Source organism: Streptomyces spinoverrucosus (assembly GCF_006539505.1).
GTDB classification, from domain to species: Bacteria; Actinomycetota; Actinomycetes; order Streptomycetales; family Streptomycetaceae; genus Streptomyces; species Streptomyces spinoverrucosus.
Window position 1 is genome coordinate 32586 of record NZ_BJND01000058.1, and the last position, 25432, is coordinate 58017.

General features: G+C 71.9%; 20 protein-coding genes and 1 pseudogene. 11 read left to right on the forward strand and 10 right to left on the reverse strand.

The window, feature by feature from the left end:
• Window positions 1-14: 14 nt before the first annotated feature.
• Both SSP24_RS32195 and SSP24_RS32200 read right to left on the reverse strand, forming a co-directional pair.
• Complete coding sequence (locus SSP24_RS32195) at window positions 15-629, reverse strand: dihydrofolate reductase family protein (protein ID WP_141313501.1); 615 nt, start codon at window positions 627-629, stop codon at window positions 15-17.
• 72 nt (window positions 630-701) lie between these two features.
• Window positions 702-1625, reverse strand: coding sequence for a LysR family transcriptional regulator (locus SSP24_RS32200; protein ID WP_141313502.1), 924 nt, complete (start codon window positions 1623-1625; stop codon window positions 702-704).
• Window positions 1626-1933: 308 nt separating this feature from the next.
• Between SSP24_RS32200 and zwf the strand changes: the two genes are divergently transcribed.
• From zwf to SSP24_RS32215, 3 genes are read left to right on the forward strand one after another with little or no spacing between them, the layout of a single operon-like run.
• Complete coding sequence (gene zwf, locus SSP24_RS32205; protein ID WP_141313503.1) at window positions 1934-3409, forward strand: glucose-6-phosphate dehydrogenase; 1476 nt, start codon at window positions 1934-1936, stop codon at window positions 3407-3409.
• Between the two features lie 3 nt (window positions 3410-3412).
• A complete protein-coding gene (locus SSP24_RS32210) occupies window positions 3413-4159 on the forward strand; it encodes an HAD family hydrolase (protein WP_167529755.1) in 747 nt (248 codons plus the stop codon).
• A complete protein-coding gene (locus SSP24_RS32215) occupies window positions 4156-6549 on the forward strand; it encodes a glycoside hydrolase family 65 protein (RefSeq protein WP_141313504.1) in 2394 nt (797 codons plus the stop codon). The genes SSP24_RS32210 and SSP24_RS32215 overlap by 4 nt, the downstream gene beginning before the upstream one ends.
• Window positions 6550-6898: 349 nt before the next feature.
• On the opposite strand, the gene SSP24_RS32225 is transcribed toward SSP24_RS32215, so the two are convergent.
• Window positions 6899-7585: a TetR/AcrR family transcriptional regulator gene (locus tag SSP24_RS32225; RefSeq protein WP_141313505.1), complete on the reverse strand. Its 687-nt coding sequence runs from the start codon at window positions 7583-7585 to the stop codon at window positions 6899-6901.
• A 53-nt stretch (window positions 7586-7638) separates the two neighbouring features.
• Here SSP24_RS32225 and SSP24_RS32230 point away from each other — a divergent pair, with 53 nt between their 5' ends.
• The 3 genes and pseudogenes from SSP24_RS32230 (at window position 7639) to SSP24_RS32240 (ending at window position 11014) form a co-directional block, all read left to right on the forward strand.
• Window positions 7639-8757 carry an FAD-dependent oxidoreductase gene (locus tag SSP24_RS32230; protein WP_141313506.1) on the forward strand — a complete coding sequence of 373 codons (1119 nt, stop codon included), beginning with the start codon at window positions 7639-7641 and terminating at the stop codon, window positions 8755-8757.
• Window positions 8758-9035: 278 nt separating this feature from the next.
• Window positions 9036-9727, forward strand: a pseudogene (locus SSP24_RS32235) (response regulator).
• 150 nt (window positions 9728-9877) lie between these two features.
• Window positions 9878-11014, forward strand: coding sequence for an AI-2E family transporter (locus SSP24_RS32240; protein ID WP_141313507.1), 1137 nt, complete (start codon window positions 9878-9880; stop codon window positions 11012-11014).
• Between the two features lie 126 nt (window positions 11015-11140).
• Here SSP24_RS32240 and SSP24_RS32245 read toward each other — a convergent pair whose 3' ends face one another.
• The 3 genes from SSP24_RS32245 to SSP24_RS43115 form a co-directional block, all read right to left on the reverse strand.
• Complete coding sequence (locus tag SSP24_RS32245) at window positions 11141-11566, reverse strand: RidA family protein (protein ID WP_141313508.1); 426 nt, start codon at window positions 11564-11566, stop codon at window positions 11141-11143.
• Between the two features lie 199 nt (window positions 11567-11765).
• The gene (locus SSP24_RS43110) at window positions 11766-12716 is read right to left on the reverse strand and encodes a hypothetical protein (protein WP_167529756.1); all 951 of its coding nucleotides are present in this window, start codon (window positions 12714-12716) and stop codon (window positions 11766-11768) included.
• Window positions 12717-12720: 4 nt separating this feature from the next.
• Window positions 12721-13122: a hypothetical protein gene (locus SSP24_RS43115; protein WP_167529757.1), complete on the reverse strand. Its 402-nt coding sequence runs from the start codon at window positions 13120-13122 to the stop codon at window positions 12721-12723.
• A gap of 138 nt (window positions 13123-13260) precedes the next feature.
• Here SSP24_RS43115 and SSP24_RS32250 point away from each other — a divergent pair, with 138 nt between their 5' ends.
• The gene (locus SSP24_RS32250; RefSeq protein ID WP_167529758.1) at window positions 13261-16482 is read left to right on the forward strand and encodes a CHAT domain-containing protein; all 3222 of its coding nucleotides are present in this window, start codon (window positions 13261-13263) and stop codon (window positions 16480-16482) included.
• A gap of 64 nt (window positions 16483-16546) precedes the next feature.
• Here SSP24_RS32250 and SSP24_RS32255 read toward each other — a convergent pair whose 3' ends face one another.
• From SSP24_RS32255 to SSP24_RS32265, 3 genes are read right to left on the reverse strand one after another with little or no spacing between them, the layout of a single operon-like run.
• Window positions 16547-17341, reverse strand: coding sequence for a hypothetical protein (locus tag SSP24_RS32255; RefSeq protein ID WP_141313510.1), 795 nt, complete (start codon window positions 17339-17341; stop codon window positions 16547-16549).
• A 35-nt stretch (window positions 17342-17376) separates the two neighbouring features.
• The gene (locus SSP24_RS44465; RefSeq protein ID WP_229866124.1) at window positions 17377-18720 is read right to left on the reverse strand and encodes a serine/threonine-protein kinase; all 1344 of its coding nucleotides are present in this window, start codon (window positions 18718-18720) and stop codon (window positions 17377-17379) included.
• Window positions 18707-20911, reverse strand: a complete 2205-nt coding sequence (locus SSP24_RS32265; protein WP_141313511.1) for a serine/threonine-protein kinase — start codon at window positions 20909-20911, stop codon at window positions 18707-18709. Before SSP24_RS32265 ends, SSP24_RS44465 begins: the two co-directional genes overlap by 14 nt.
• Window positions 20912-21105: 194 nt before the next feature.
• Between SSP24_RS32265 and SSP24_RS32270 the strand changes: the two genes are divergently transcribed.
• The 4 genes from SSP24_RS32270 (at window position 21106) to SSP24_RS32285 (ending at window position 24335) form a co-directional block, all read left to right on the forward strand.
• Window positions 21106-21789: a nucleotidyltransferase family protein gene (locus SSP24_RS32270; RefSeq protein WP_141313512.1), complete on the forward strand. Its 684-nt coding sequence runs from the start codon at window positions 21106-21108 to the stop codon at window positions 21787-21789.
• On the forward strand, window positions 21786-22073 hold the full coding sequence (locus SSP24_RS32275; RefSeq protein WP_141313513.1) for a BON domain-containing protein: 288 nt from the start codon (window positions 21786-21788) through the stop codon (window positions 22071-22073). The genes SSP24_RS32270 and SSP24_RS32275 overlap by 4 nt, the downstream gene beginning before the upstream one ends.
• Window positions 22070-22807 carry a metallophosphoesterase family protein gene (locus tag SSP24_RS32280; RefSeq protein ID WP_141313514.1) on the forward strand — a complete coding sequence of 246 codons (738 nt, stop codon included), beginning with the start codon at window positions 22070-22072 and terminating at the stop codon, window positions 22805-22807. The genes SSP24_RS32275 and SSP24_RS32280 overlap by 4 nt, the downstream gene beginning before the upstream one ends.
• Window positions 22808-22964: 157 nt before the next feature.
• Window positions 22965-24335, forward strand: a complete 1371-nt coding sequence (locus SSP24_RS32285; protein WP_141313515.1) for an alpha-lytic protease prodomain-containing protein — start codon at window positions 22965-22967, stop codon at window positions 24333-24335.
• A gap of 102 nt (window positions 24336-24437) precedes the next feature.
• Here the strand turns inward: SSP24_RS32285 and SSP24_RS32290 are convergent.
• On the reverse strand, window positions 24438-25432 hold a 995-nt coding region (locus SSP24_RS32290), incomplete at its 5' end, for an FUSC family protein (RefSeq protein WP_141313516.1).

The window sequence follows — 25432 nt, forward strand, 5'->3', positions numbered from 1 at the left end:
CACGGCAGGCCCGTCTATTTCACGAAGCGGTACTTCAGGTGGGTGGCGAGGGGCGTGTCCACGACCCTGACCGGCTCCAGGGTCCACCGCCCGGTGCCCAGGTCCTCGAAGAGCCGCAGCCCCTCTCCGAGGATCGCGGGCACCACGTGCAGCTGCAGCTCGTCGATGAGCCCTTCCCTGAGGTACTGCTGCACCGTGCTCGCCCCGCCCGCGATGTCGACGTTCCTGTCCCCGGCGGCGGCCTTCGCCTGGTCGAGGGCGCTGTGGATGCCGTCGGTGACGAAGGTGAAGGTGGTGCCGCCCTCCTTGACCAGGGTCGGCCGGGGGCGATGGGTGAGCACGAAGACCGGGGCCCGGAAGGGCGGGTTGTCGCCCCAGAAGTCCTCGCCCGTGTCGTACATCATCCGGCCCATGACCACCGCGCCGGTGGCGTCGAACCACTCGCGCATCAGCTCGGAGTCGCGGTTCTCCTCCCCGCCGGTCATGCCCTGGCGCTGCCGCCAGCTCGCCAGGTTGTGGATCCAGTCGAAGATCGGCTCGGCGCCGTCGCCTCCCGGGTTGTCGATGGCGACGTTGGTGCCGGCGATGTATCCGTCGAGGGAGATGGACATGTCCGCGGTTACGATCACGGTGCGTGCTCCTGGAGTCCTGGGATCTGCTGCTTTCACTCTCACGTCGATCGGGAACCGGCGCATTCGACATCAGGGCACGCACGGTGTCGGCCCGCTTCCCGCGGGCTGCTGCCCGCAATGCTCGGCGACGGTGTCGGCGAACGCGCGCGCCAGCGGGGAGAGGGTGTCCCAGCGGCGGACCGCCCACCCCGCGGTGAGGACGGGGAGCGCGGGGATGGGGACCAGGCGCAGGTGCGGGTGTCCCGGGCCCCGCCAGTCGGGCAGAGCGGGGACGACGGCGTGGCCGAGTCCCAGTTCGGCCAGCAGGATGGCGGTGTCCCAGTCCGCGACGCTGGTGTCGAAGACGGGTCGGATGCCCGATTCCGCCAGCCAGGAGTCGAGCTGGGAACGGGATATCGAGTTCTCCGGCAGCCCGATGAGCCGGGTGTCCTGCAAGTCGGCGGGTGCGATGAAGGGCCTGGCCGCCAAGGGGTCACCGGCTGCGACGGCAAGCGCCCAGGGCAATTCGACGACCATGCGTCGCTCGATGCCGTGGACCGGTGGACCGAGAGTGATCCAGGCGAGGTCGACGCGGCCGGCGGCGAGCGCGTCGTAGCAACTACGGCTGGAGGTCTCGGTCTGGAATTCGAGACTGGCCTGAGGGAAGCGTCGGTGGAAGTCGACGACGGCAGCGGACATGAAGTGCCGGACGCTGGTGGCGCCGGTGGTGATCCGTACGGAGCCGCCTTCTCCGCGGGCGAGTTCCTCGATTCTGCGCAGGGCGTGATCGATTCCGCCGAGGCCGTCGGCGACAGCCGCGTGGAGGAGGTGCCCGGCTTGGGTGGGGACAACTCCTCGTGAGTGCCGCTCGATCAGGCTGATTCCCAGCTCTCGTTCAAGCCGCTTCACATGCTGGCTGACCGCGGACTGCGTGCAGGACAGGTCGCGGGCAACGGCGCTGAGGGAGCCCGCGTGGCACACCGCGGCGAAGATTCGGAGATCGTCGAGTGTCACAACCCCAAGGTATTGCTTGGGTGTTCCCGAGTGAATCGGTGGATTGACTTGGGAGTGGGGAGGGTTGACCATCGTTGCAGGGCCCAGGGCGGCAACCCGCCCGCTGTCTTCGCGGCGATCCGGACGCACTGGCAAAGACATGGCGGGTGCCGACCCGGAACGGACCGAGAGGAACAGCGACCACCTGCGCCCCGATCGGCTCAGTGCCGCCGCCCCCCAACTGGAGCACGCCCGCTCAGCGGACGCTCGCCGTCGCCGCTACCGTGCCGTATAGGACCCTGGGTCAGCCGAGGACGGGGAAGCAGAGCATGGCCACTGACGACCGGCACGACGTCACCCGCTCCGTCGCCCCGACCGGCCGACTCCCTGACGATCACGTCATCGTCATCTGCGGGGCGACCGGCGACCTGGCGCGGCGCAAGCTGCTGCCCGGGCTGTTCCATCTGGCCAGGGCGGGACTGCTGCCCACGAGGTACCGCATCGTCGGCTCGGCGCCCGCCGCCGACTCCGTCGGCGACGAGGAGTTCCGCGAGCAGGCCCGGCAGGCAGTCGACCGGTTCGGCCGGGCGGCGCCCGAAGGGCCCCAGTGGCAGGCGTTCGAGGAGGCGCTGTCGTTCGGGGCCGCCGACCCCGGCGATCCGGCCCCGCTCCTGGCCGCCGTGCGGGAGGCCGAGCGCGCCGTCGGTGGCAGCCCTCGGCGGCTGTTCCATCTCGCCGTGCCGCCGGTCGCGTTCGGCTCCGTCGTCAAGATGCTCGGCGCGACCGGGCTGGCCGAGGGTGCCCGGGTGATTGTGGAGAAGCCGTTCGGCACGGATCTCGCCTCGGCCCGCGTCCTCAACGACACCCTGCACGCCGTCTTCGACGAGTCCCGCGTCTTCCGCATCGACCACTTCCTCGGCAAGGAGTCCGTCGACAACATCCTGGCGCTGCGCTTCGCCAACGGGCTGTTCGAGCCGGTGTGGAACCGCGAGCACATCAGCCATGTGCAGATCGACGTCCCTGAGAGCATCGACATCCAGGGGCGCGCCGGGTTCTTCGAGGGCACCGGCACCTTCCGGGACATGATCGTCACGCATCTCTTCCAGCTGCTCGGCTTCGTGGCGATGGAGCCTCCGTCGGCGCTCGACGCGCGCTCTCTGCGGGAGGAGAAGGACAAGGTCTTCCGCAGTCTGCGGCCTCTGGATCCGGCGCAGGTGGTGCGTGGTCAGTACGAGGGCTACCGCAACGAGCCGGGTGTCGCCCCCGCCTCCGACACCGAGACCTTCGCCGCGCTCCGGGTCGAGATCGACAACTGGCGCTGGGCGGGAGTGCCCTTCTACCTCCGCTCCGGCAAGGCGCTGGCCGAGGGGCGGCACATGGTCACCCTCACGTTCCGGCAGCCACCCCTGCGCATGTTCCGGGCGGCCGCCCACGACAGCGCGGCGGCCCGCTCCGACACGCTCGCCATCGACTTCGACGACCCCGGCCGGATCACCGCGCGCTTCCTGGCGAAGGAACCCGGCCCCGAGATGCGGCTGGGCACGGCCGAGATGGTCTTCGACTACGCCGGCTCCTTCGCCCAGGACCACGCTCTGGAGGCCTACGAGCACCTGATCCTGGAGGCGATGCTGGGCGATCAGTCCCTTTTCACCAGCGCCGACGGCATCAATCGCCTGTGGGAGGTCTCCGAGCCCCTGCTGAAGGATCCGCCGCCGGTCGAGCCGTACACTCCGGGGTCCTGGGGGCCGGAGAGCATCCAGCGGCTCGTACGGCCCCACCACTGGTATCTGCCGGACGGGCGGTGAGCCATGCTGGGCCTTCCCGATCACATCCGTGCCTGTCTGTTCGACCTCGACGGCGTGCTGACGCAGACCGCGAAGGTCCACGCCGCCGCCTGGAAGGAGACGTTCGACGCCTTTCTTCGGCAACGCGCCGAACGGGAGGGTGCCACCTTCGTGCCCTTCGACGCCGTCAAGGACTACGACGACTACGTGGACGGACGACCCCGCCAGGACGGCGTACGCACCTTTCTCGCGTCGCGCGGCATCGAACTGCCCGAGGGCTCACCCGACGACGGGCCGGACCGGGAGACCGTGCACGGTGTGGGCAACCGCAAGAACGAGCTGGTGCTGCGCATGATCCGCGAGCATGGTGTGGAGGCGTACGAGGGGTCGGTGGCCTTTGTGCGGGCGGCTCGGGAGGCCGGGCTGCGGCGCGCCGTGGTCTCCTCCAGCGCCAACTGCCGTGACGTGTTGATCGCGGCCGGTATCGAGGATCTGTTCGAAGGGCGTGTGGACGGCATCACCACGCGCGAGCAGGGGCTGCGCGGCAAGCCCGCGCCCGACACCTATCTCGCCGGTGCCCGTCTCCTCGACGTCGATCCCGGCGCGGCGGCGGTGTTCGAGGACGCCCTGGCCGGTGTGGAGGCGGGGCGGGCCGGGCACTTCGGTGTCGTCGTGGGCGTCGACCGGGTCGGCCAGGCCGCGGAGCTGCGCCGGCACGGGGCGGACCTCGTCGTGACCGACCTCGCCCAGTTGCTGGAGGGATCGCGGTGATCAGCCACCCGTCCTTCGCCTGTGAGTCCTGGTGCCTGCGCGAGACCGAGCTGAGCCTCGACGTCCTCGCCCAGAGCGAGTCCGTGTTCGCCCTGGCCAACGGGCACATCGGCTGGCGCGGCAACCTCGACGAGGGGGAACCGCACGGGCTGCCCGGCGCGTACCTGAACGGGGTGCACGAGGTGCATCCGCTGCCGTATGCCGAGGCGGGCTACGGCTACCCGGAGTCCGGCCAGACGGCCATCAACGTCACCGACGGCAAGATCATCCGACTGCTGGTCGACGACGAGCCGTTCGACCTGCGCTACGGCGAACTCGTCGCCCATGAGCGGGTGCTGGACTTCCGTACCGGTGTGCTGAGCAGGACCGTCGACTGGATCAGCCCGGCCGGGACCGGGGTCCGCGTCGTCTCCCGCCGTCTGGTGTCCTTCACCCAGCGGGCGATCGCCGCCGTGGAGTACCTGGTGGAGCCGCTCGACACGCCGGTCACCGTGGCCGTCCAGTCGGAGCTGGTGGCCAATGAGCAGCTCCCTGGCACCTCCGGCGATCCCCGGGTCTCCGCGGTGATCGACGCACCGCTGCGGGCGGAGGAGGACTTCGCTCAGGGCACCCGGCTGCGTCTGCTGCACTGCACCGGCCACAGCGTCCAGCGGGTGGGTGCCGCGGCCGACCACCTCGTGGAGGGGCCCGACGGCACGTCCTGGTCGGCCGAGAGCGAACCCGACGTCAGCCGTCTCACCGTCACGGCCACCCTGGCCCCTGGGCAGCGACTGCGGCTGGTCAAGTTCGTGGCGTACGGCTGGTCGGCGCAGCGGTCGCTGCCCGCCGTCCGGGACCAGGTGGAGGGCGCGGTCGCGGCCGCCCGCAGTTCCGGGTGGGAGGGCCTGCTCGCCGAACAGCGGGCCTACCTCGACGACTTCTGGTCCCGGGCGGACGTCGAGGTGGACGGCGACGAGGAGATCCAGCAGGCCGTCCGCTTCGCGCTGTTCCACGTGCTGCAGGCGGCAGCTCGGGCCGAGCGGCGCGCCGTACCGGCCAAGGGGCTGACCGGTACCGGCTATGACGGGCACGCGTTCTGGGACTCGGAGTCGTTCGTGCTGCCACTCCTCACCTTCACGGCTCCGCACGCCGTCGCCTCGGCGCTGCGCTGGCGGCACGAGACCCTGCCCGCGGCGCTGGAGCGGGCCCGCCAGCTCGGTCTGGCGGGAGCCGCCTTCCCCTGGCGGACCATCACCGGCGCGGAGTGCTCCGGCTACTGGCCGGCCGGCACGGCCGCATTCCACGTCAACGCGGACATCGCCAACGCGGTGGTGCGGTACGTGACCGCCACGGGTGACGAGGAGTTCGAGCGAGGGCCGGGCCTGGAGCTGCTGGTGCACACCGCCCGGCTGTGGCATTCGCTGGGCTGTCGGGACTCCGCGGGCGTCTTCCACATCGACGGGATCACGGGGCCGGACGAGTACAGTGCCATCGCCCGCGACAACCTCTACACCAACGTGATGGCACGCCGGAATCTGGAGGCCGCCGCAGCCTGCGTGCTCCGGTACCCCGAAGAGGCGGCGCGCCTCGGGGCGTCGACCGAGGAGGCCTCCGCCTGGCAGGACGCCGCGGCCCGCATGGCCGTGCCGTACAACGACCGGCTCGGTGTGCACGAGCAGTCGGCGGGCTTCACGACCCTCGAACGGTGGGACTTCGAGGCGACGCAACCGGAGCAGTACCCCCTGCTGCTGCACTTCCCCTACTTCGACCTCTACCGCAAGCAGGTCGTCAAACAGGCCGATCTCGTCCTGGCCATGCTGACCTGCCCAGACGCCTTCACCGACGAGGAGAAGGCCCGGAACTTCGCCTACTACGAGGCCCTCACCGTCCGGGACTCCTCCCTCTCCGCCTGCTGCCAGGCCGTCCTCGCCGCCGAGACCGGGCATCTTCCACTCGCCTGGGACTACGTGGCCGAGGCCGCCCTGATGGACCTGCAGGACCTGGAGCACAACACCCGCGACGGGCTGCACATCGCCTCCCTCGCGGGCACGTGGATCGCCCTGGTGCTGGGGCTGGGAGGCATGCGCCAGCACGGTGGCGCCGGTGCCGGGGAGCCGGTGGTGGGGTTTGCCCCTCGCCTCCCCGGACAGCTGGTCCGGCTCGCTTTCACCGTGCTGGTCCGGGGCCGCAGACTGCGGGTGGAGATCCGCAACGGCACGGCACGCTACGTCCTTCTGGGGGGCGAACCTCTGGAACTCCTCCACCACGGCGAACCGTTCACCGTCACTGCGGACGACCCGACCGAGCGTGCCATCCCGCCCGCGCCCTCACGACCGGAGCCTCGGCAGCCGCGGGGGCGTGAACCCGTGCGGCGCGAGCAGACCCGGTCAGGTGGTGTCCGGTACCTCTAAGTGCCCTTGGAAATGGCTACGAACAGGACGTCCGCCTCGGCCTCGGACGAGCCGTACACCGTGGCGGACGACGAGGCGCCCAGGACACGGGCCGAGGCGGTCGCCGTACGAGAGCGATCCTGCCGAGTGGGCCATATGGCGCCGCGAGCCGCTGCCGGACGGCGTGCTGGCCAGTCTGAACAGGGGGTTCGTGCTCCCGGAGGCGGACAGCAAGGGACGGCCCGGGTGGCAAGCAAGGCTGCGTCGGAGCCGGTGCCGGGGTCGGTGAGCGCGAAGCATCGGGTCAGTCCAAAATCCCTTGGCAGCGTCTCCACCGGAGACGGGCCCCTTTTCCGGACCAAGAAAACGATCAAGGCCGGGTGAGTTTGGCGGCCACGGCATCGAGGACCCAGTCCAGGCCGGTCGCGAAGGATGCCTCAGCGTCCACGTCCGTGCCGTCGTACACGGCCTTGGTCAGCGCCGGGAAGCGGCCTGTGGCCAACATTCTCGTCAGATACGGGCCGGAGGCGCGCTGCCACTCGTACTTGGACAGGCCCGTGGCGCGCTCGGCCCGCAGGTTCGCGATCTCGCGCCTGATCGCGCCGGTGAAGTAGGAGCTGACGGTCTCCACGGCGCGCATGACGGTGTCGATGTCGGCGAGGTCGTCGAGGGCGGCCAGCGTGGCTTCGGCCACGGCGAGGCCGTTCGGGCCCAGAGTCGGGCGGCCGCCGAGCAGGTCGGCCAGCCATTCGTGCCGGAGAGCGGTCTGCCTGGTGCCGTTGGCGAGGTTGCGCAGCGCCTCCTGCCAGTCACTGGGTCGCCCCTCGGGGAGGATCTCGGCCTGGACTTCGTCCACCATGAGGTCGAGCAGCTCTTCCTTGGTGGAGATGTATCCGTACAGCCGCATCGGGCCGGCGTTCAGCCGGGCGGCGACCTTGCGCAACGACACCGCCTCCAGCCCGCCCTCGTCGGCCAGCGCGATGGCGGCGGCGACGATCTGCTCCCGGTCGAGCGGCACGGGGCGAGGCGGCGGCTCCGGCCGGTCCCACACAGTCATGGTCACACCGTTCTGCTGCGATGCATCGTACTGAAGAAATACAGTGTATCGATATGAGACACCGTATTGCCGTGGTCGGGAGCGGCCCTGCCGGCCTTACCTTCGCCCGTGTTCTGCACCGCCATGGCTACCCCGTCACCGTCCTCGAACGCGATCCCGCCCCCGACGCCCGTCCTCCGGGCGGCACGCTGGACCTGCACGTGGGGCTGGGCCAGCTCGCGCTGGACAAGGCGGGGCTGCTGGCGGAGTTCCAGGCGTTGTCTCGTCCCGAGGGGCAGGCCATGCGCATCCTGGACCCGGACGGGACCGTCCTGCGCGACTGGCGCCCCCGTCCGGATGACCGGGCCAATCCTGAGATCGACCGCGGGCAACTCCGTGACATCTTGCTCGGCGAACTCGACGTCGAGTGGGGGCGGGCCGTGACGCAGGTAGTGCCGGGGACTCGTGATGGCGTACTGGCCCATTTCGCGGACGGGCGACAGGAGACGTTCGACCTCGTGGTCGGCGCGGACGGCGCCTGGTCCCGGATCCGCCCGGCAGTCTCGTCGGTGACGCCGCACTACACCGGCGTCACCTTGGTCGAAACCTCCCTCGACGACGTCGACACCCGCCATCCCGGCCTCGCCCGGTTGATCGGCGACGGTTCCGTGGCTGTGTACGGCGTGAACCGCGCACTCGTCGCCCAGCGCAACGGCGGCGGCCACGTCAAGGTATACGCCCAGTTCCGTGCGCCGCTGGACTGGCTCACGAACCTGGACCTGGCCGACGTCGAGGCCGTGCGATCAGGCCTGTTGGCTCTGTTCGACGGCTGGGCCGCTCCCGTCCTCGATCTCCTCCGCCACGGCACCGCTTTCGTGTACCGCCCCCTCTACGTCCTGCCTGTGTCCCACACCTGGACCCACGTCCCCGGGGTGACACTCCTGGGCGACGCCGCCCATCTGATGCCCCCATTGGGGGCGGGCGCGAACCTGGCGATGTTGGAAGGCGCCGAACTCGCCGAGTCCATCGCCACCGACCCTGGAGATCTGGACGAGGCCGTCCGCGCCTTCGAGGAACAGATGTGGGCACGGGCCGGCAGGTGGTCGAAGATCACGACGGCCGGTCTGGAACGCCTCGTGAGCCCGGACCCCGCCGAAGCTCTCGCGCTCTTCGACGAAGTCCAGCCATCCTGACCGGCAAGCGCAGAGCACCAGCACTAACAGCTCGTCACGGCTTCTCGGGACACCGCCGCCCCTTCCGGCGAAGCCACCGTTAGACGAACGCACGGGTCCTGCACCGAACGGCCATCGCAGCGTCGAAGCTGACCTGAAGTCCCTCGACCTCGCCGAGGTGGGCCTGCACGAACGCGTGGAGGCCGTGGACGGCTCCCTCACCAGCGGCCGGACACCGGACGGGGCTGGTGTGTGACCGCCGCCTTCCCGGTCCTGGCGGCTGTGGCAGGATCGCTGACATGAACGGTGGCAGTGGTGGGAACAGGGCCCGGACCCGGGTGCTGATCGCGGACGACCAGGAGATGGTCCGCACCGGCTTCCGGCTGATCCTGGGCACCCAGCCCGACCTGGAGGTCATCGGCGAGGCCGCCGACGGCGCCGAGTGCGTCGAACTCGCCCGCCGACTGCGACCGGACGTGTGCCTGGTCGACATCCGCAGCCCAAACTGGACGGCCTGGAGGTCACCCGTGCCCTGGCCGGTCCGGGTGTCACGGACCCGCTGCGCGTCGTCGTAGTCACCACCTTCGACCAGGACGACTACGCCTACACCGCCCTGCGCAACGGCGCCTGCGGATTCCTCCTCAAGGACGCCGCCTCCAACCTCCTCATCGAGGCCGTACGGTCCGCCGCCCGCGGCGACGCCCTGGTCTCCCCCGCAGTGACCGTCCGGCTGCTCAAGCACCTCGCGGGGCAGCAGCCGACTGCACCCGCCCCGCATCCGCTGTCAGAGCGGGAGCTGGACGTCGTACGCCTGCTGGCGGTCGGGCGTACCAACCAGGAGATCTGCGAGCAGCTGTACCTGTCCCTGGGCACCGTCAAGACCCACCTGGCCAACATCAAGGACAAGCTCGGCGTCCGCAATCGCGTCGAGATCGCCGCCTGGGCCTGGGACACCGGCACCGTACGCGAACGCCAGGCCCCGCCCGCCTGACGGCGCCCGGAGGGTGGTTCCGGGCGGCGTGGCCGTCGCCGTTCCCCGGATGCTGAGCACCAGCCCGCCGCCCCGATGTCCGCGCGTGCCTTCGAGGGAATCCGGGGCCGCCCGCGTGGCCCTGTGATCGGCGCGTGGTACGAGCATGAGATGTCCACGCCCCCAGATCCGCGCGCGTCGCCGCACGGACGCCTGAGCGGTGGGGAGACGCCGGTGCCGCGCATGCTGCGGACCGCGGCCGCGTATTCCTGGCGGATCCTCGCCGTCGGCATCGTCGTCCGGTTCGCCTTCTCCGTACTGGGGCAGTTTCATCGCATCGCCGTCGCCGTCTTCCTCGGCCTCGTCATCACCGCCCTGCTCCGGCCCGTGGCCGAACTCTTCGCCCGTGTCATGCCACGGCCGCTCGCGGTCGCGGCCGCGCTCGTCGGCGGGGTCGTCCTCATCCTCGGAGTGCTGACCCTGGTGGGTGAGACCGTGGCGGGCCAGCGGACCGGACTGGAACGAGAGTTCGTGTCGGGGATCGACCGGATCGAGCGCAGGCTGGAAGAACCACCGTTCCGGCTTTCCCCCGGTGTGTTCGACGACCTGCAGTCCCGGATCGGCAAGGCCCTGTCGAGCCACCGCTCCACCATCATCAGTACGGCGCTCAGCGGTGCGAGCCGACTGCTGGAGGTGCTGACCGTCCTCGCCCTGGCGCTGTTCTGCGCGGTGTTCTTCACGCACTCCGGCGACCGGCAGTGGCGGTGGGTGTGCGGGCAGCTCCCCGCCGCGGCTCGGGACCGTTTCACGGTCGCCGGTGCGGCCGCCTGGCGGACCTTCACCGGTTACACGCACGGCATCGTGCTCGTGGCCGTGACCAACGCGGTCCTGGTGGGCCTCGCCCTGTTCGCCCTGGGCGTGCCGCTCGCCGTGCCGTTGGCGCTGCTGGAGTTCTTCGCCGCCTTCATCCCGCTGATCGGCTCGCCGATCGCCCTCGCGGTCGCGGCCGTTGTCGCACTCGCGGCGAAGGGGCCGTTGATCGCCCTGGTGGTCGTGGCCCTGATCGTGGTCATCGGACAGATCGAGGGGCATCTGCTGCACCCCCTCGTGATGAGCTGGGCGGTCCGGCTGCACCCGGTGGTGGTCGCCCTGTCGGTCGTCGGGGGCGCGGTCGCGGCGGGGGTGATCGGCGCGGTGGTGGCCGTACCGCTGGTTGCCGTGGTGTGGTCGGTGTATCAGGCGCTGGTGGGGCGTGAGGGGGCCACGGAGGGGCGCCTCGGGGCGCGGGGGAAGGACAGCGGCCCCTAGCAATCGGTCCGAGAAGGCCGGGGACCATGCTTGGACGGTCCCGGCCTCCTCGGGGAACGACCGGGGCGGCATCCGCGAGAGCAGTCGGCGGCCGTCGGCCCCGCTTCCGACGCCCGGTGGGGAGGTCTACTCGGTCGCGTGGTCGGCGGGCCGCACGGCCACCGCGTCGATCTCGAAGAGCATCCCGGGCAGTGCAAGCGCCGCCACCCCGCTCAGCGTCTGTGCGGGCAGCCGCTCACCGAACGCCGCGTGGAGCGCCTTGCCGAGGATCTCCAGCTTGGCCAGGTCGTGGTCGACGATGTACGAGCCGAGCCGGACCACGTGCTCGAAGCCGAGCCCGACGCCTTCCAGGGCGCGTCGCAGGTTGGTCAGCGAGAGCTCGACCTGTGCGGCGAAGTCCCCTGGCACCGGGGCGCCGGTTTCGGAGTCGGAGGCGTACTGGCCCGCGATGAAGACGAGTTCGCCGGGGGCGGAGACAGCGTGGCTGTAGCCGAACGGGGTGGGGTCGTGCAGCGTGGCCGGATTGGTGATGGTGCGCTGGTCGTTGGTCACTGCGCGGTGTTCCTTTCCAGTGAGAGCCCCTGATTTTCGGGCGGCGGGGCGCTCGGGGCGAACGCCGACCGCAGGCCGCCGACACCACCACCATCGCCATCCCCACCACCCCCACCACTGCCAACACGCCGCGTCCGCCTGCCCATTCCGCAACCGAACAACGGCACCCCAGTGGCCGCCACACCGCCTGCACGTCGGGTCACTGCGGAATCGGCAGGCGCAGGGCCGGCGGTGGAGGTGTGCCCTCCGCGAGATAGGCCGTCAGCGCGGTGCCCGTCTCCCTGGTGAGCGGGCCGCTGTTGCCCATGCCCAGTTGCTGGGCGAGATCACGGCAGTGCAGCCGGGTGGCGGCCTCGACCAGCGTGGCGTACGCGTCGGTCGCGGCGCGGAACCGCACCCAGCCCGTGGCCGCCACCACGAGGGGGATGAGCGCGCCGGGCCACCACACGGCGGCGACGCAGACGTACAGCAGGCCCCACCCGGTCAGCGTGGCGGCCCGGGTCATCGTTTCCCGTACGGCGGTGACCTCGGCCCGGGTGGTGTCGGGGACGTGCAGCCACAGATGCGGCCAGACGACGGTGACGTCGACGCCGAGGTCGTCGCGCAGTCGGGACTCCACGCCGCGCAGCCGGTCACCGGTCCAGGTGGGACGGTCGGGCCGGTCGTCGGCGACCCGGTGGAGCCGGTGGCGGGCGACGGCCACCTGGAGTGCGGCCGTGTCGGGATCGGCGCCGTCCAGGTGCTGTGCTGCCCTGGCCCGTCCGACCCGGTCGCGCCACCGGTCGTAGCGGCTGCGGCGGCGCGCGATCCGCCGTCGTACGAGCCGGTGTGTGGGCGTGGGCCAGCCCGGCCAGTCGGCGGCCAGCCAGAGGCGTTCCAGGAGGGAGCCCAGCGCCTGTACGACCACACCACAGGCAGCGGCGGCGAGCAGGAAGGCCAGGAGCAGGACGAGCAGGTGCGCGGTGGAGCCGGTCAGGGTGCCGGTCGCGCGGTCGAGCCGGCCGGGCAGGGCGGCGATGTCGTACCAGTCGCCGTGTCCGAGGCGTGCTCCGGCGAGCAGCACGGCCAGGAAGAGGGCGCCGGGCAGCACCAGGAGGGACAACCAGCGTTCGGCGAGCCGTTTGCCGAGTTCGGCCAGCAGTCCGTTCACCGGGTCACACGCTCTTCAGCAGCAGGGGCGTGCCGTCGAGGTCGCAGGTGGGCGGTCCGTCCGGTGCCGTCTCCGGCCAGTGGTACCGGGAGCAGCGGCGATGGGGACAGAGATACAACTTCATCGGCCGGTCGGCGGCGCCGAAACCCGCGAGTTGGGCGCCCGTGCCGCGCGTGCGTCCGTACAGGCCGCGTGGGTCGCCGTCGGCCTGGATGTGCTCGTGCAGCCCGCGCACCGCGTCGTCGATGTCCCCGTCGTCCCGTACGGCCGCCAGCAGCCGGTCCACGGGACCGTCGTCCCGGCTCGCCCCTCGGCGCAACTCGTCGCGGATGTCGTCCAGGTGGGTGAAGAAGTGGGCCAGGGCCTCGGCCGTGCGCCTGGCCTGCCAGGCGGGTCGGTCGGTCATGCGTCTCTCCGTTGGGGCGGTGCGACCTGCTCGTGGGGGCGCGATGTGTGGTGGTCGGCGGAACCGCACAGTGACGAGATCGGGGACGATCTGTCAACTCCGGCCGCCTCTCGGGCTTTTGGGCTACTGTCGCGCGCGATGAACAGCGAACCGCGGCCGCCCGCCCGTGACGGGGTCCTGGCCGCCGTACGGATGCGGTTACGGCAGGTGAAGTCGAGTGGGGATGCCGCCCTCGTGCAGTCGGCGCAGGCGCACGCCGAAGCGGGGGCACTGCGAGCGCTCCTTGCCGAGAACCCCGAGGACGTCGAGGCCGCGTACCGGCTCGGCTGGCTGGCGTTCCTGCAGGAGATGGCGCAGCCCTGGGACGACGACCGCACCCCTGCCGCGCTCGCCGCCGTGGTGGACCTGCTCGCCCCGTGCCTTGTCGCGGGCATCGGCGACCTGCCGCGAGACCTGGTGCGGTACATCGCCAACGCCGCCGAAGACGTGGTCGTTCCCCGGCTGAAGCAGATCCTCGTCTCCTCCGATCCGGTCCTCCTCGACACGGTCATCGAGGAGTGCGAGTACCTTCTCAACGCGACTCCCTCCGACCATCCCGGGCTGGCGCAGCGGCTCGCCAACCAGGGGATCGCCCTGGAGACGCGCTTCGAACGCCGTGCGACGCACGAGGACCTGGCTGCCGCGATCGACGCCTACCGCGCGGCCGTCGAGGCGACCGCTCCGGACGACTCCGATCTGGTGCTCCGGCTGAACGGGCTGGCGGGCGCCCTGCGCAGCCGGTACGAGCACTACGGCGACCTGCCGGATCTGGACGAGGCGATCGCGGCCATGCGCAGGGCGGTGGCCTGCGTTCCCCCGGGCGATCGCCGTCGCCCGATGGCGCTGTCCAACCTGGGCATGGCGCTGAGGTACCGGTTCCAGCGGGGCGCGGATCCCGCCGATCTGGACGACGCGATCACGGTGGGCCGGCAGGCGGTGGAGGCCAGTGCCCCGGACGACCCCCGGCGGATGTACCGCCTGAACAACCTCGCCGACACGCTCATGGGCCGGTTCATCCGGTTCCGGGGCATGGCGGATCTGGACACGGCCGTCACGGCGCTGCGCGAAGCGCTCGACGCCATTGGCCCGGACCACCCCGAACGCTGGTCGGTGCAGACGACCCTGGGTTACGCCCTGACCCTCCGGGTGCACCGGACCAGGGACCTGGGGGACTCCGACGCCGCGGTCGCCGCGCAGCGGGCCGCCGCCCGGCTCGTCCCGGCCGACCACACCCACCGCTGGCGCGTGCTGCTCCAGCTCGGCATCGCCCTGCACGTCCGGCTCCTGTACGGCGTCCTGGCCGGTGAACCGGACCGGGACTGGGACCCGGTGATCTCCGCGTTCCGCGCGGCGGTCGACGCCGTTCCGGACGGCCACATCGAGCGGACGACCTGTCTGTCCCACCTGGCGGGGGCGCTCGCCAACCGGGCCCGCACCTCGGGCGCCGCGCCGGCGGACCTGGACGAGGCCGTCGCCGTGGCCCGTTCGTCGGTGGCGGCCACCTCCCCAGGGCACTCGGAACTGGGGAACCGGCTCCTCACCCTGGGCGAGGCGCTGCGGACCAGGTTCCGGCAGACCGGAGACCCGGCGGACCGTGAGGAGGCCGTCGCCGCGTACGGGCGGGCCGCCGCCGAGGAGACGGCGCCGCCCTCCACTCGTGTGACGGGCGCCCGGCACGGCTCCCGGCTGCTGGCCGATGCTGCGGACGTACGGGCCGGGGATCTGCTGCGGACCGCCGTCGAGTTGCTGCCCTCGGTCGCCCCGCGCCACCTGGAGCGCCACGACCAGCAGTACACACTCGGTGAGTTCGCGGGGCTGGCCGCGGACGCCGCCCAGTGGACCCTGGCCCGCCGCGGCGACCCGAACCGGGCGCTGCGCGCGCTCCAGCTGCTGGAGACGGGCCGCGGGGTGCTGCTCAGCCAGGCCCTCGACACGCGCAGCGACCTCACCGAACTGCGTGCGAGGCACCCCGAACTAGCGGCCCGTTTCGTCGCGTTGCGTGAGGCACTCGACGTACCGTCGCAGGATTCCGTGCTCCTTCCGTTCGCCGGGGACACGGGCGTTGCGGATGGGCGGGTCCACCGGCCGCGCGACACGACGGCGCGTGACTTCGCGGCCGTACTCGACGAGATCCGCTCCCTCGGCGACGGATTCGAGTCCTTCGGGCTGCCGCCCTCCGCCCCGGAACTGCTGCGCGGAGCGGAGCACGGGCCGGTCGTCGTGGTCAACGTCAGCGGCTACGGCAGCAGCGCGCTGCTGATCACCAGGGACGGGGTGAGCGCCATGGCACTCCCCCGGCTGCGCATCGACGATCTGCACTGGGCCGTGGACACCTTCCAGCAGGCGCTGCGGGAGGCCACCACGGACCCGGACGGCGACCGGCGCCGGGAGGCACAGAAGAAGCTGAGCGGGCTCCTCGAATGGCTGTGGGACGTGGTCGCGGAACCCGTGCTGCTGCGGCTGGGATACGACCGGGAGCCCCCTGCCGGAGCGGACTGGTCCCGGGTGTGGTGGGTGCCGGGCGGATTGCTGAGCCTGCTCCCGCTGCACGCGGCCGGATACCACGGCACCCGCACGGAGCCCGACCCGCTGCGGCGATCCGTCGTCGACCGGGTTGTCTCGTCGTACGCGCCGACGGTACGGGCCCTGCGCCACGCCCAGCAGCGAGACGGCGCCCCAACCGCCCCGGCGCAGGCCGACCGTGCCCTGATCGTCGCGATGCCGGCCACGCCCGGACTCCCGGAACAGGACCTCGCCCACGTGGAGATGGAGCGCGAGATGCTCCTCGACCGGCTGCCCCGGCACGTCCTGCTGGAACCCGGCGGCCCCGATGCCCTCACGCCCACCCGCGATCACGTCCTGGCCAACCTGCCCGGCTGCCACGTCGCCCACTTCGCCTGCCACGGGGAGACCGATCCGGCGGACCCCTCCAGGAGCCGGCTGCTGCTGGCCGACCACGCCACCGCGCCGCTCACCGTCGCAAGCCTCACGCCGCTGAGTCTGGACGAGGTCCGGCTCGCCTTCCTTTCGGCGTGCCGCACGGCCGCCGTCGACGCCGAGCAGTTGGTGGACGAGGCGATCCATCTCGGGTCCGCCTTCCAGCTGGCGGGGTTCCCGCATGTCATCGGCACGCTGTGGGAGACCGCGGACGACACGTCCGTCGAGATCGCCGACGCCTTCTACGCGGGTCTGCGCACCGCACAGGGCACGCTCGCCTTCGAACAGTGCGCGCACGCCCTGCACACGGCGGTACGCACCCTGCGCGAGCGGACCCGCCTCTCCCCCTCCCTGTGGGCCGCTCACCTGCACGTGGGCGCGTGAACCGGCCCAGCGTTCACCTCGCGCAACGGCTCCATCGCCGTTCTCGCTGGGCACCTTCCAGCGGTCACTCCTCCAGCTTGCGCAGGTCCGACTTGGTGATCGTCGTGGTGACCAGGAGGTCGGTGATGAGGTTGTGGTTGAGCGCGTTGCCGACGGGCTGCGGTACCTCTTCCTCCAGCAGCCCGGGGACGCCGTCCTCCTTGCTGAGCCGCTTGCGCACGTTCGCGACGATGTGGGCGGCCCGCTTCGCGCTCCACCGCTCCGCCGGTCGCAGCTCGCCCAGTTCGAAGGCGACCTGCGCCCAGGTCAGGGGCTGCGGCTGTGGGTCGTTGCGAAGGTAGCGCTGGGCGAGGCAGACGAGCACCAGCCTCTCCTCGGGGCTGAGGCCTCTGCGCCCCTGTTCATACGTCTTGTCCCCGCAGGCCTCGACGCCGTTCCCCGGGCCGGACGACGGCGCCGGCGCGGCGATGCGGACCTCCAGGAGGTGCTCCTGCCGGGGCGAGACGACGAACAACGGGGTGTATCCGGTGGGCAGTTGAGCTCGATCACCGCGGAGTACGAGGCGGGAGCCGGGGAAACGGATGGGCAGCTTGCCGGTGTTGTGCAGCACCCAGCGCGAGGAGTCGCGGATGATCATTCCCTGGCGTCGGCTGACGCAGGTGTCGCCCGCTCCGACACAGACGTGGACGTCGGGCTCGTTGCGCCCGAACAGCAGCAGGAAATCCGCGTCCGGCGCCACGCTCATACCGCCGTTCGCGCCCAGCACGAAGAGTGTGCCCGGCAGGGCGGGCGGCACGGTGCGGCTGAGGCTGCCGATGTCCTTCGGCAGCAGGCTGACCTTGCTCACGCGACTCGCCATGGTGTCCCCCCTCTTCGCAGGCATTGGTCGTGAGGTTAGACGTCGGATCCGGGGAGGGGTCCCGAAATGGCGCTGGCGCCGCTCATGTCCACGTCGTACGGGTAGAGGTCGGGAAAGCCGAGGACGCGGTCGAGCGGGTGGCGTGCGTCGGTGATCTGGGTACCGTCCCGGAACACGCGGACCCTGACCCTGCCCGACGGGAAGGTGAAGCGCAGCCGCCACTCGACGCTGCCCGGCACGCTCGGCACCTCGACGGTCCGCCGCCACGTCAGCGGGACGTTGCTCAGCGTGGTGGGGCGGCCGTTGACCCAGTAGGTGAACGCGGTGAGCGGGCCGTCGCCGGTGATGACGAACTCCAGCTTGATGGGCTTCGGCGAGGGGGAACCGGTCGACGGAGAAGCCGCGGGCGTCGCGTTCGGGGACTTCCCGGGGTTCTTCGCCTCGTCCGTGGTCCCGCTGTCGGCGCCGGTGAGTACGGCCGCCGTCCCGCCTCCTGCCGCGGCCAGGACAACGGCGCCCCCGATCAGCAGCGAGCGTCGGCTGGGCGGCGTGGACGCGGGTGTCGGCGGGTTGGCGGCGGCGCTCGCCTGCTGGTCGATCGCCGCCATCACCGGCGTCGGCAGCCAGGTCGTGTCCGTCGCCTCCGGATGCCCCGTCATCGAGGCGAGCCGCGTGGTCAGTTCGGCGGCGGTCGGGCGGTCGGCGGGGTCGGGCCGCCGGCAGTCGGCGATGAGCGCGGTCAGGGCCTCGTCGGTGGCGACAGGGCCCGCGTCCTGCTCGCCGCCGGCGCAGGCGAGCGTGGCGCCGAGCGAGTAGACGTCGCTGGGCGGTCCGGCGGAACCGGCCATCTGTTCCGGGGACATGAAGCCGCGGGAGCCCGAAGGGAGCGTGGAGCGGGTACGGGCGGCGATGCCGAAGTCGATCAGGCGTGGGCCGTCGGCGGTCAGCAGTACGTTCGCCGGTTTGACGTCCAGGTGGACGATCCCGGTGCGGTGGATCGCGGCGAGTGCCTCGGCGAGACCGGCGGCCAGCCGCCGCACGGAGGGAGCGGGCAGCGGGCCGTATCGCTCCACCGCGTCGCGCAGTGTCACCGAGGGCAGGAACTCGGTCGCCATCCAGGGGCGTTCGGCGTCGGGATCGGCGTCGAGGACGGGCGGGCTGTACACGCCGCCGACCGCCGTGGCCGCCTCCACCTCGCGCCGGAACCGGGCCCGGATCTCCGGTTCGCGGGCGAAGTCGGCGCGCAGCACCTTCACCGCCACCGCCCGGCCGCCCCCGGACCGGCCCAGGTACACGGTGGCCATGCCGCCCGTGCCGATGCGCGCCAGGAGCCGGTAGCGCCCGATGCCTCGGGGGTCGCCCCGGTCAAGCCGTTGCACGTGTGTTTCCCTTCGTAGGGCTGGGCGGGCTCACGGCCTCGACGTGTCCGCCCTCGGTGCCGAGGAGTACGAGGCCGGCGGCGGCCAGCGCTCCGGAGCCGTGGTCGGTGGCCGAGCCGATGGTCGCCAGGGCACCGTACGTCCATAAGGTGCGGCCGTCGGTCGTGTCGAGGGCGTACACCGTCTGGCCGGGGCCCTGGACCCAGAGCGTGCCGTCGGACACTCCGAGCGTCTGCGACTCGCCGTACGACGTGCCGTCCTGGCCGGGCCGACGTGACCACGCCTGCCGACCCGTCCGTGCCTGGAAGGCGCGGACGCGGCCGTCCGGCTCGCTCACGTAGACCATGCCGCTCCCCGCGTGACGCGCCGAACTGCGGTAATCGAACGATCTCTTCCAGGCGGCCTTCCCGTTGTCGGCGTGGACCGCGTACAGGGTCCCGAGGGTGTCACTGGTGAAGACCATGCCGTCACTGACGAGCGTGGCCAACGGGGACTCCGGCATCTCGTACGTCCACCGGACCCGGCCGCTGTCCGCATCCAGGCCGGTCATGACGCGCTCGCCCGACGCCACCGCCAGTCCGGCGCGGGCCGTGAGGGAGATCCCGGTGGCCCGAGCCGTCCAGCGCCGTTGGCCGTCGTCGGCGTCCAGGGCTCGCACCTCGTCGTAGACAGCGACGCACAGGACCGATGCGGTGGCAGCCGTGCCCCAGGGGAAGTTGGGCACGCGGGACGTCCACCGGACGGCCCCCGAGGCCGGGTTGACGGCGCGCAGAACGAACTCCTCCGTGCTGTCCCCGTCGCGGGCGTCGAACAGGTACACCGCGTCCGGGCTCGTCGCGATGTGGTCCGCGGGGCCGGACGTGGTGGCGGCGCGTGTCCAGAGGATTCTGCCGGTCCGTGGGTCGACGGCTCGGACGTCGCTCTGCCCGCTGTTGGCGGCGAGGACGACGTCTCCGGCCGGGTAGAGGTCCGGGTAGCGTGTGTCGCCCAGGACCTTCGTCCGCCACCGGCGGACGGCCACGGAGGGCGGCCGGGCGGTGGCCGAGCGGGACGGTGACGCCTGGCCCGAGGGACGCGGCGTCGGCCTTCCTTCGTCCGGCAGCAGCGTCTGGGCCAGCGCCACGGCGGCCCCGACTGCCACGGGCACGGCGGCCGCGGCCAGGAGCAGCTTGCGGCGGTCCGGTGGGCGGGCGGGTTCGGTCCTGGGCGTGTCGGGGGCGTCCGCCGTCACGGCGTCGGGATCGGCGGTCGTCTCACCGTGCAGCGCCTCGGGCGCCGGTTCGGCCACCGGGGTGGCGGGGCGCGGCTCGGGTTGGGAGCGTGCCACGCGTCGGTCGATCGCCTCCGCCAGCGGTGCGGGCAGCCATCCGGTGCCGTACACCGAGTCGGCGGGTTCGCCGAGCCGGTCCAGCAGGGCGGCGGCGGTCGGGCGGCGCTCCGGTTCGCGGCGCAGGCAGACCGTGACGAGGGTGCGCAGGCCCCGGTCCTTGATGCCGTCGAGATCCGCGCGGGCGAGCCGGACGCGTTCGAGTGTGGCCGCCCTGTCGGGGGCGTCGAAGGGCGGGCGGCCCGTCGCCGTGTACGCGAGGACGGCGCCGAGTGAGAAGACGTCACCGGCGGGTCCGGCGAGGCCGCCTGACGCCTGTTCGGGGGACATGAAGTCGGGGGTGCCGAGGAAGGTTCCGGGGAGGGTGATCGCGGTGGCGTCGAGTGGCCGGGCGATGCCGAAGTCGATGAGGCGGGGGCCGCTCTCGGTCAGCATGATGTTGCCGGGCTTCAGGTCCCGGTGGGCGAGGCCCGCGCGGTGGATGCCGGCGAGCGCCTCGGCCAGGGCGGCGGCCAGCAGGCGCAGCGCGGGTGCGGGCAGGGCGCCGAAGGTGTCGACGGCCTCGCGCAGGGACAGCCCCGGCAGGTACTCCATGACCAGCCACGGCACTGCGGCGTCCGGGTCGGCGTCCAGTACCGGGGCGGTGAACGTGCCCGTCACCGTGCGGGCGGCGGCCACCTCGCGGCGGAAGCGGGCGCGGTAGCGGGCGTCGGCGCCGAAGTGCTCGCGCACCAGCTTGACCGCGACCAACCGTCCGCCCGGCGTACGCCCGAGGTAGACGACGCCCATGCCGCCCGCGCCGAGCCGGGCCAGCAGCCGATAGCGGCCCACTGTCTGAGGATCGTCCGGGCTCAGCGGCTGCACCGCAGCATTTTCCAGCACGGAGGGCGGGCCGATCACCGGATTTGATGGGGATGGTGTGAAGGGTCGGCCGTCCGGGATGAACAGCCATGGATAGCGATGAGGCAAGGGGCGGGGGCGCACGAGGCCGCACCCGCGGGGCTGTGTCGAACGGTGTGCGGCGGGTACACAGGGCTAGCACAGAGGTGGTGGTCGGCATGGTGGAGAACGGCGATGACGCCACGCTCGCCCCACGTGCCCAGGGCCCCGGTCTGCGGTTGGCGGCTCAGCCGCCCGGTGATCGGCACGAGCCGGAGGCGGCGCGTGAGCTGCCCCGCGACCGCAACCAGGCGATACTCGAGGCGGCCAAGCAGGTCGGCACCCTGCTGAAGCGGGGCGGGCACGACTTCGCGCTGGCGGGCAGTGTGGCCGCCTATGCGCACGGGGCCAGCGAGAACCTCCAGCACGACGCCGATTTCTGCATCAGGCCCCAGGACGCCGACGCGGTCGCGGCCACGCTGCGCGATGCCGGGCTGCCGGTGCGCACGCCGCCGGAGGACTGGCTGCTGAAGTCGATGTGCTTCGGGCAGGACATCGACATCATCTTCGAGCTGGCGCACCGGCCCGTCTCGACGGGCATGCTGGACCGGGCGCAGGAGATCCCGGTGGATTCGGTACGGATGCCGGTGCTGGCCCCGACGGACCTGCTGTCCAGCCTGATCGCCGCGTTCTCCGAGCACCACTGCGACTTCGGCGCGGTCCTGCCGATCGCCCGTGCGCTGCGCGAGAAGGTCGACTGGGAGCGGATCCGGGAGGACATCGGGGACGAGCCCATGGCCGCCGCGTTCCTGTTCCTGCTCGAACGCCTGAAGGTGATCACTCCACGGGAGGAGCAGCCATGACCGGTCCCGACGCACAGGGTGCCCCCGGCGCTCCGGCCCCCGAGCACCTGGAGTACCGCGTCGCCCACCTCCGTGACCGGCTCGCCGCCGGGGACCTCGGTGAGCTGGGCGTGCGGATCGAGGTGCGCGGCGAGGCGGTGCTGCTCACCGGCGCCGTGCCCTCCGCCCGCTGCCGTGACGACGTACGCCGCCTGGCCGAGGAGGCGCTGGCCGGGCTGCCGGTGCACTACGACCTCCAGGTCACCGACTCGTCGTCGCCCGATCACGCGGAGGAACTCGCATGATCCGGATCGCCGCCGTCGGGGACATCCACATGGGTCCCGACAGCCAGGGTGTGCTGCGCCCGGCGTTCGAAACGCTGCCCGACTGTGCCGACGTCCTGCTGCTGGCCGGAGACCTCACCCGGCACGGCACCCCGGACGAGGCCCGCGTGGTGGCCCGGGAGATCACCGACCTCGGTGTGCCCGTCGTCGCCGTGCTGGGCAACCACGACCACCACGACGACCGTCCGCAGGAGGTCACGGCCATCCTGCAGGACGCCGGCGCGCGGGTGCTGGAGGGGCAGGCCACGGTCGTGACCGCCGACGGAAGCCGCATCGGGGTGGCCGGCACCAAGGGGTTCGGGGGCGGGTTCGTGGGACGCAGTGCCGGTGAGTTCGGTGAGCCGCTGATGAAGGAGTTCGTGCGGTACTCGCGCCGGTGCGCCGACGGGCTGCGTACGGCGCTGGAGCAGCTGGCCGGTGAGGACTGTGATGTGCGGGTGGCGCTGACGCACTTCTCCCCCGTGCCGGAGACGCTCGCCGGTGAGCCGCTGGAGATCTATCCGTTTCTCGGCAGCTATCTGCTGGCCGAGGCGATCGACACCGCGGGCGCCGACCTCGCGGTGCACGGGCACGCGCACGCCGGCACCGAGCACGGCATGACGAGCGGCGGCGTTCGCGTGCGCAATGTGGCGCAGCCGGTGATCGGCCGGGCGTTCCACGTCTACCACGTGCCGGTGGCTGCGCGGCTGTCGTAGCCCCGGACATCGCGGATACCGCGTACTGCACTTGGCGCCCCTTCGCGTCACCAAAGCGCGAAACGCCTGCGCGACTGACATTCCGCGGTCCCTTCCAGGCAAGCCCTAGGGCTTTGGGACGGTTTCTCCCCGTACCCGACTGGAAGGAGACCTTCGCATGCTGCACAGACATGCCGCGATCGGGCGCCGCACGGCCCTGGTCGCGGTGGGCACGCTGTTGCTGAGCGGGATCTGTTCGACCGCGGCCGCCGAGCCGCCGCCCGCCGCCGGGCCGCCGCCCTCGGCGGCGCAGACTCTCGGGGCCGACAAACCGTCAGCTGAGGTGCTGCGCGCACTGCAGCGCGACCTCGGCCTGACCGAGCAGCAGGCGGCGACGCGGCTGGTGAACGAGGCGGAGGCGGGTACCCGTGCCGGTCGCCTCCGCCTCGCGCTGGGCGAGCGGTTCGCCGGGGCCTGGCTGAGCGGTGCCACCTCGGGCACGCTCACCGTCGCGACCACCAGCAAGGCGGACGTGGCCGCCATCCAGGGGCAGGGCGCGAAGGCCGCGGTCGTCAAGGCGTCCCTGGTGGATCTCACGGCCGTCAAGGGCAAGCTGGACAAGGCCGCGTCACGGGTCAGCTCGCGGAACACGCCGCTGTGGTACGTCGACGTGCCGAACAACCGGGTCGTGGTCGAGGCCACGGACAGCGCGGCCGCGGCTGCCTTCGTCAAGACCGCCGGCCTCGACGGCAAGCAGGTGGCCGTACGGCTGACGGCGAAGCGGCCGCACCTGATGGCGAACATCACCGGCGGCGACGCCTACTACATCGACGGAGCCACCCGCTGCTCGGTGGGCTTCTCGGTCACCAAGGGCCAGCAGCAGGGCTTCGCCACCGCCGGGCACTGCGGCGACCGGGGTGCCCGGACGACCGGCTACAACCAGGCCGACCAGGGCACCTTCCAGGCCTCCGTGTTTCCCGGCGAGGACATGGCGTGGGTCGCGGTGAACGCGAACTGGACCGCCACCGCCGACGTCAGGGGCGAGGGCGGCGACACCGTGCAGATCGGTGGGTCGGTCGAGGCGCTGGTCGGGGCGTCGGTGTGCCGTTCGGGCTCCACCACGGGATGGCACTGCGGCACGATCGAGCAGCACGGCACGAGCGTCAGCTACGCCGAGGGCGTGGTGGACGGGCTGACCCAGACCACGGTGTGCGCCGAGCCGGGCGACTCCGGCGGCCCGTTCGTCTCGGGCGCCCAAGGGCAGGGCGTGACCTCCGGCGGCACCGGTGACTGCACGAGCGGTGGCACGACGTTCTACCAGCCGCTCAACCCGGTGCTCAGCGCCTTCGGGCTCACCTTGAAGACGGCGTCCACCGGGGCCGGGGCGCCGGATCAGCAGGACGGCGAGACCGACTGGGCCGCCGGACGCGTCTACCCCGTCGGGGCCACGGTGACCCACGACGGCGTCCGATACCAGTGCCTGCAGTCCCACCAGGCGCAGGGCGCCTGGAGGCCGATCGACACGCCGGCGCTGTGGCAGCGCATGTGACGCCCTACGGGACTCGGCGGCATCGGACGCGGCCCTGCGCCGTCTCCGATGCCGCCCCCGCGTTGCTCCTGCGCCCTCAACTTCTGTGCAGGTGACAGGTCGTCACTCGTCAGACCGGGCGTCACGTGGCAACTGCTCTGCCAGGCGGCTCGCCTGGGCCAGCAGCGCGCCGTGGACGGCCAGCGCTTCGGCGTCGTACGGGACCGATCCGGGCAGTTGCTCCCGCAGGGCGTTCAAAGCCTGGTCGAGTTTCCCGACGGCCTCGCGCAGTTCCCCGTCGGATCCTTCGCCGAAGCGGGTCCGGGCGTACAGATGGATCGCCTCCGCGGCACGGTTGAGGAAGTCCGCGTACGGTCCGGCGATCCGCGGATGGGGCCGGGCCGCGCCGCGATGCTCCTCGGCGGCCTCCATGACGGTGCGGGTCACGCCCGCGGTGTGGACGGCCACGTAGTCGAGGACGGCGACGGCGTCGTCGTAGGCCTGGCCGGGTGAGGGGCGGGAGCGCCGGTGGAGCGGGTTGACGCGCAGGCTCTCCCGGCTCCAGCCGAGCGAGGAGCGGGCCTGCTCGACCAGGCGGCTCAGGCGCAGCGCCCGTTCGTGCAGTCCCTCGGCGCGCTGGGCGTCCCAGTCGTCCGCCCGGATCCCTTCGGCGACGGACGCCAGGATGTCGTGGGCCTCGCCCGCCGCGTCCTGGAGGGCGGCCCTCGTGTTGCGCAGATACACCGGTGGGCGGATCAGCGCGTTGACCGCGATGCCCACCAGCGCTCCGAAGACGGCCTCGGCGATCCGTGCCCCCGCGCCGATGACAGTGACGTTCGGGCCGGTGAGGACGAACAGTGCTCCGGTGGCGGCGTAGATGCCCTGGCTGCCCAGTTGCCGCCAACTGCCGAGCAGTACCGCGACGGGCAGGACGAGGGCCATCGCGGCCATCGCGTTCCCCAGGGCGAGCACGCCCGCGGTGGCCGCCATGGTGCCGAACGCGATGGCCGCCAGTTGCTGCAGTCCGTGCGCCACCGACCGGTACACCGTCGACTCCACCAGGACGACCGCCACCCAGGGCGCGACGAACGCCATGGGCGCCTTGAGCCACCACCCCC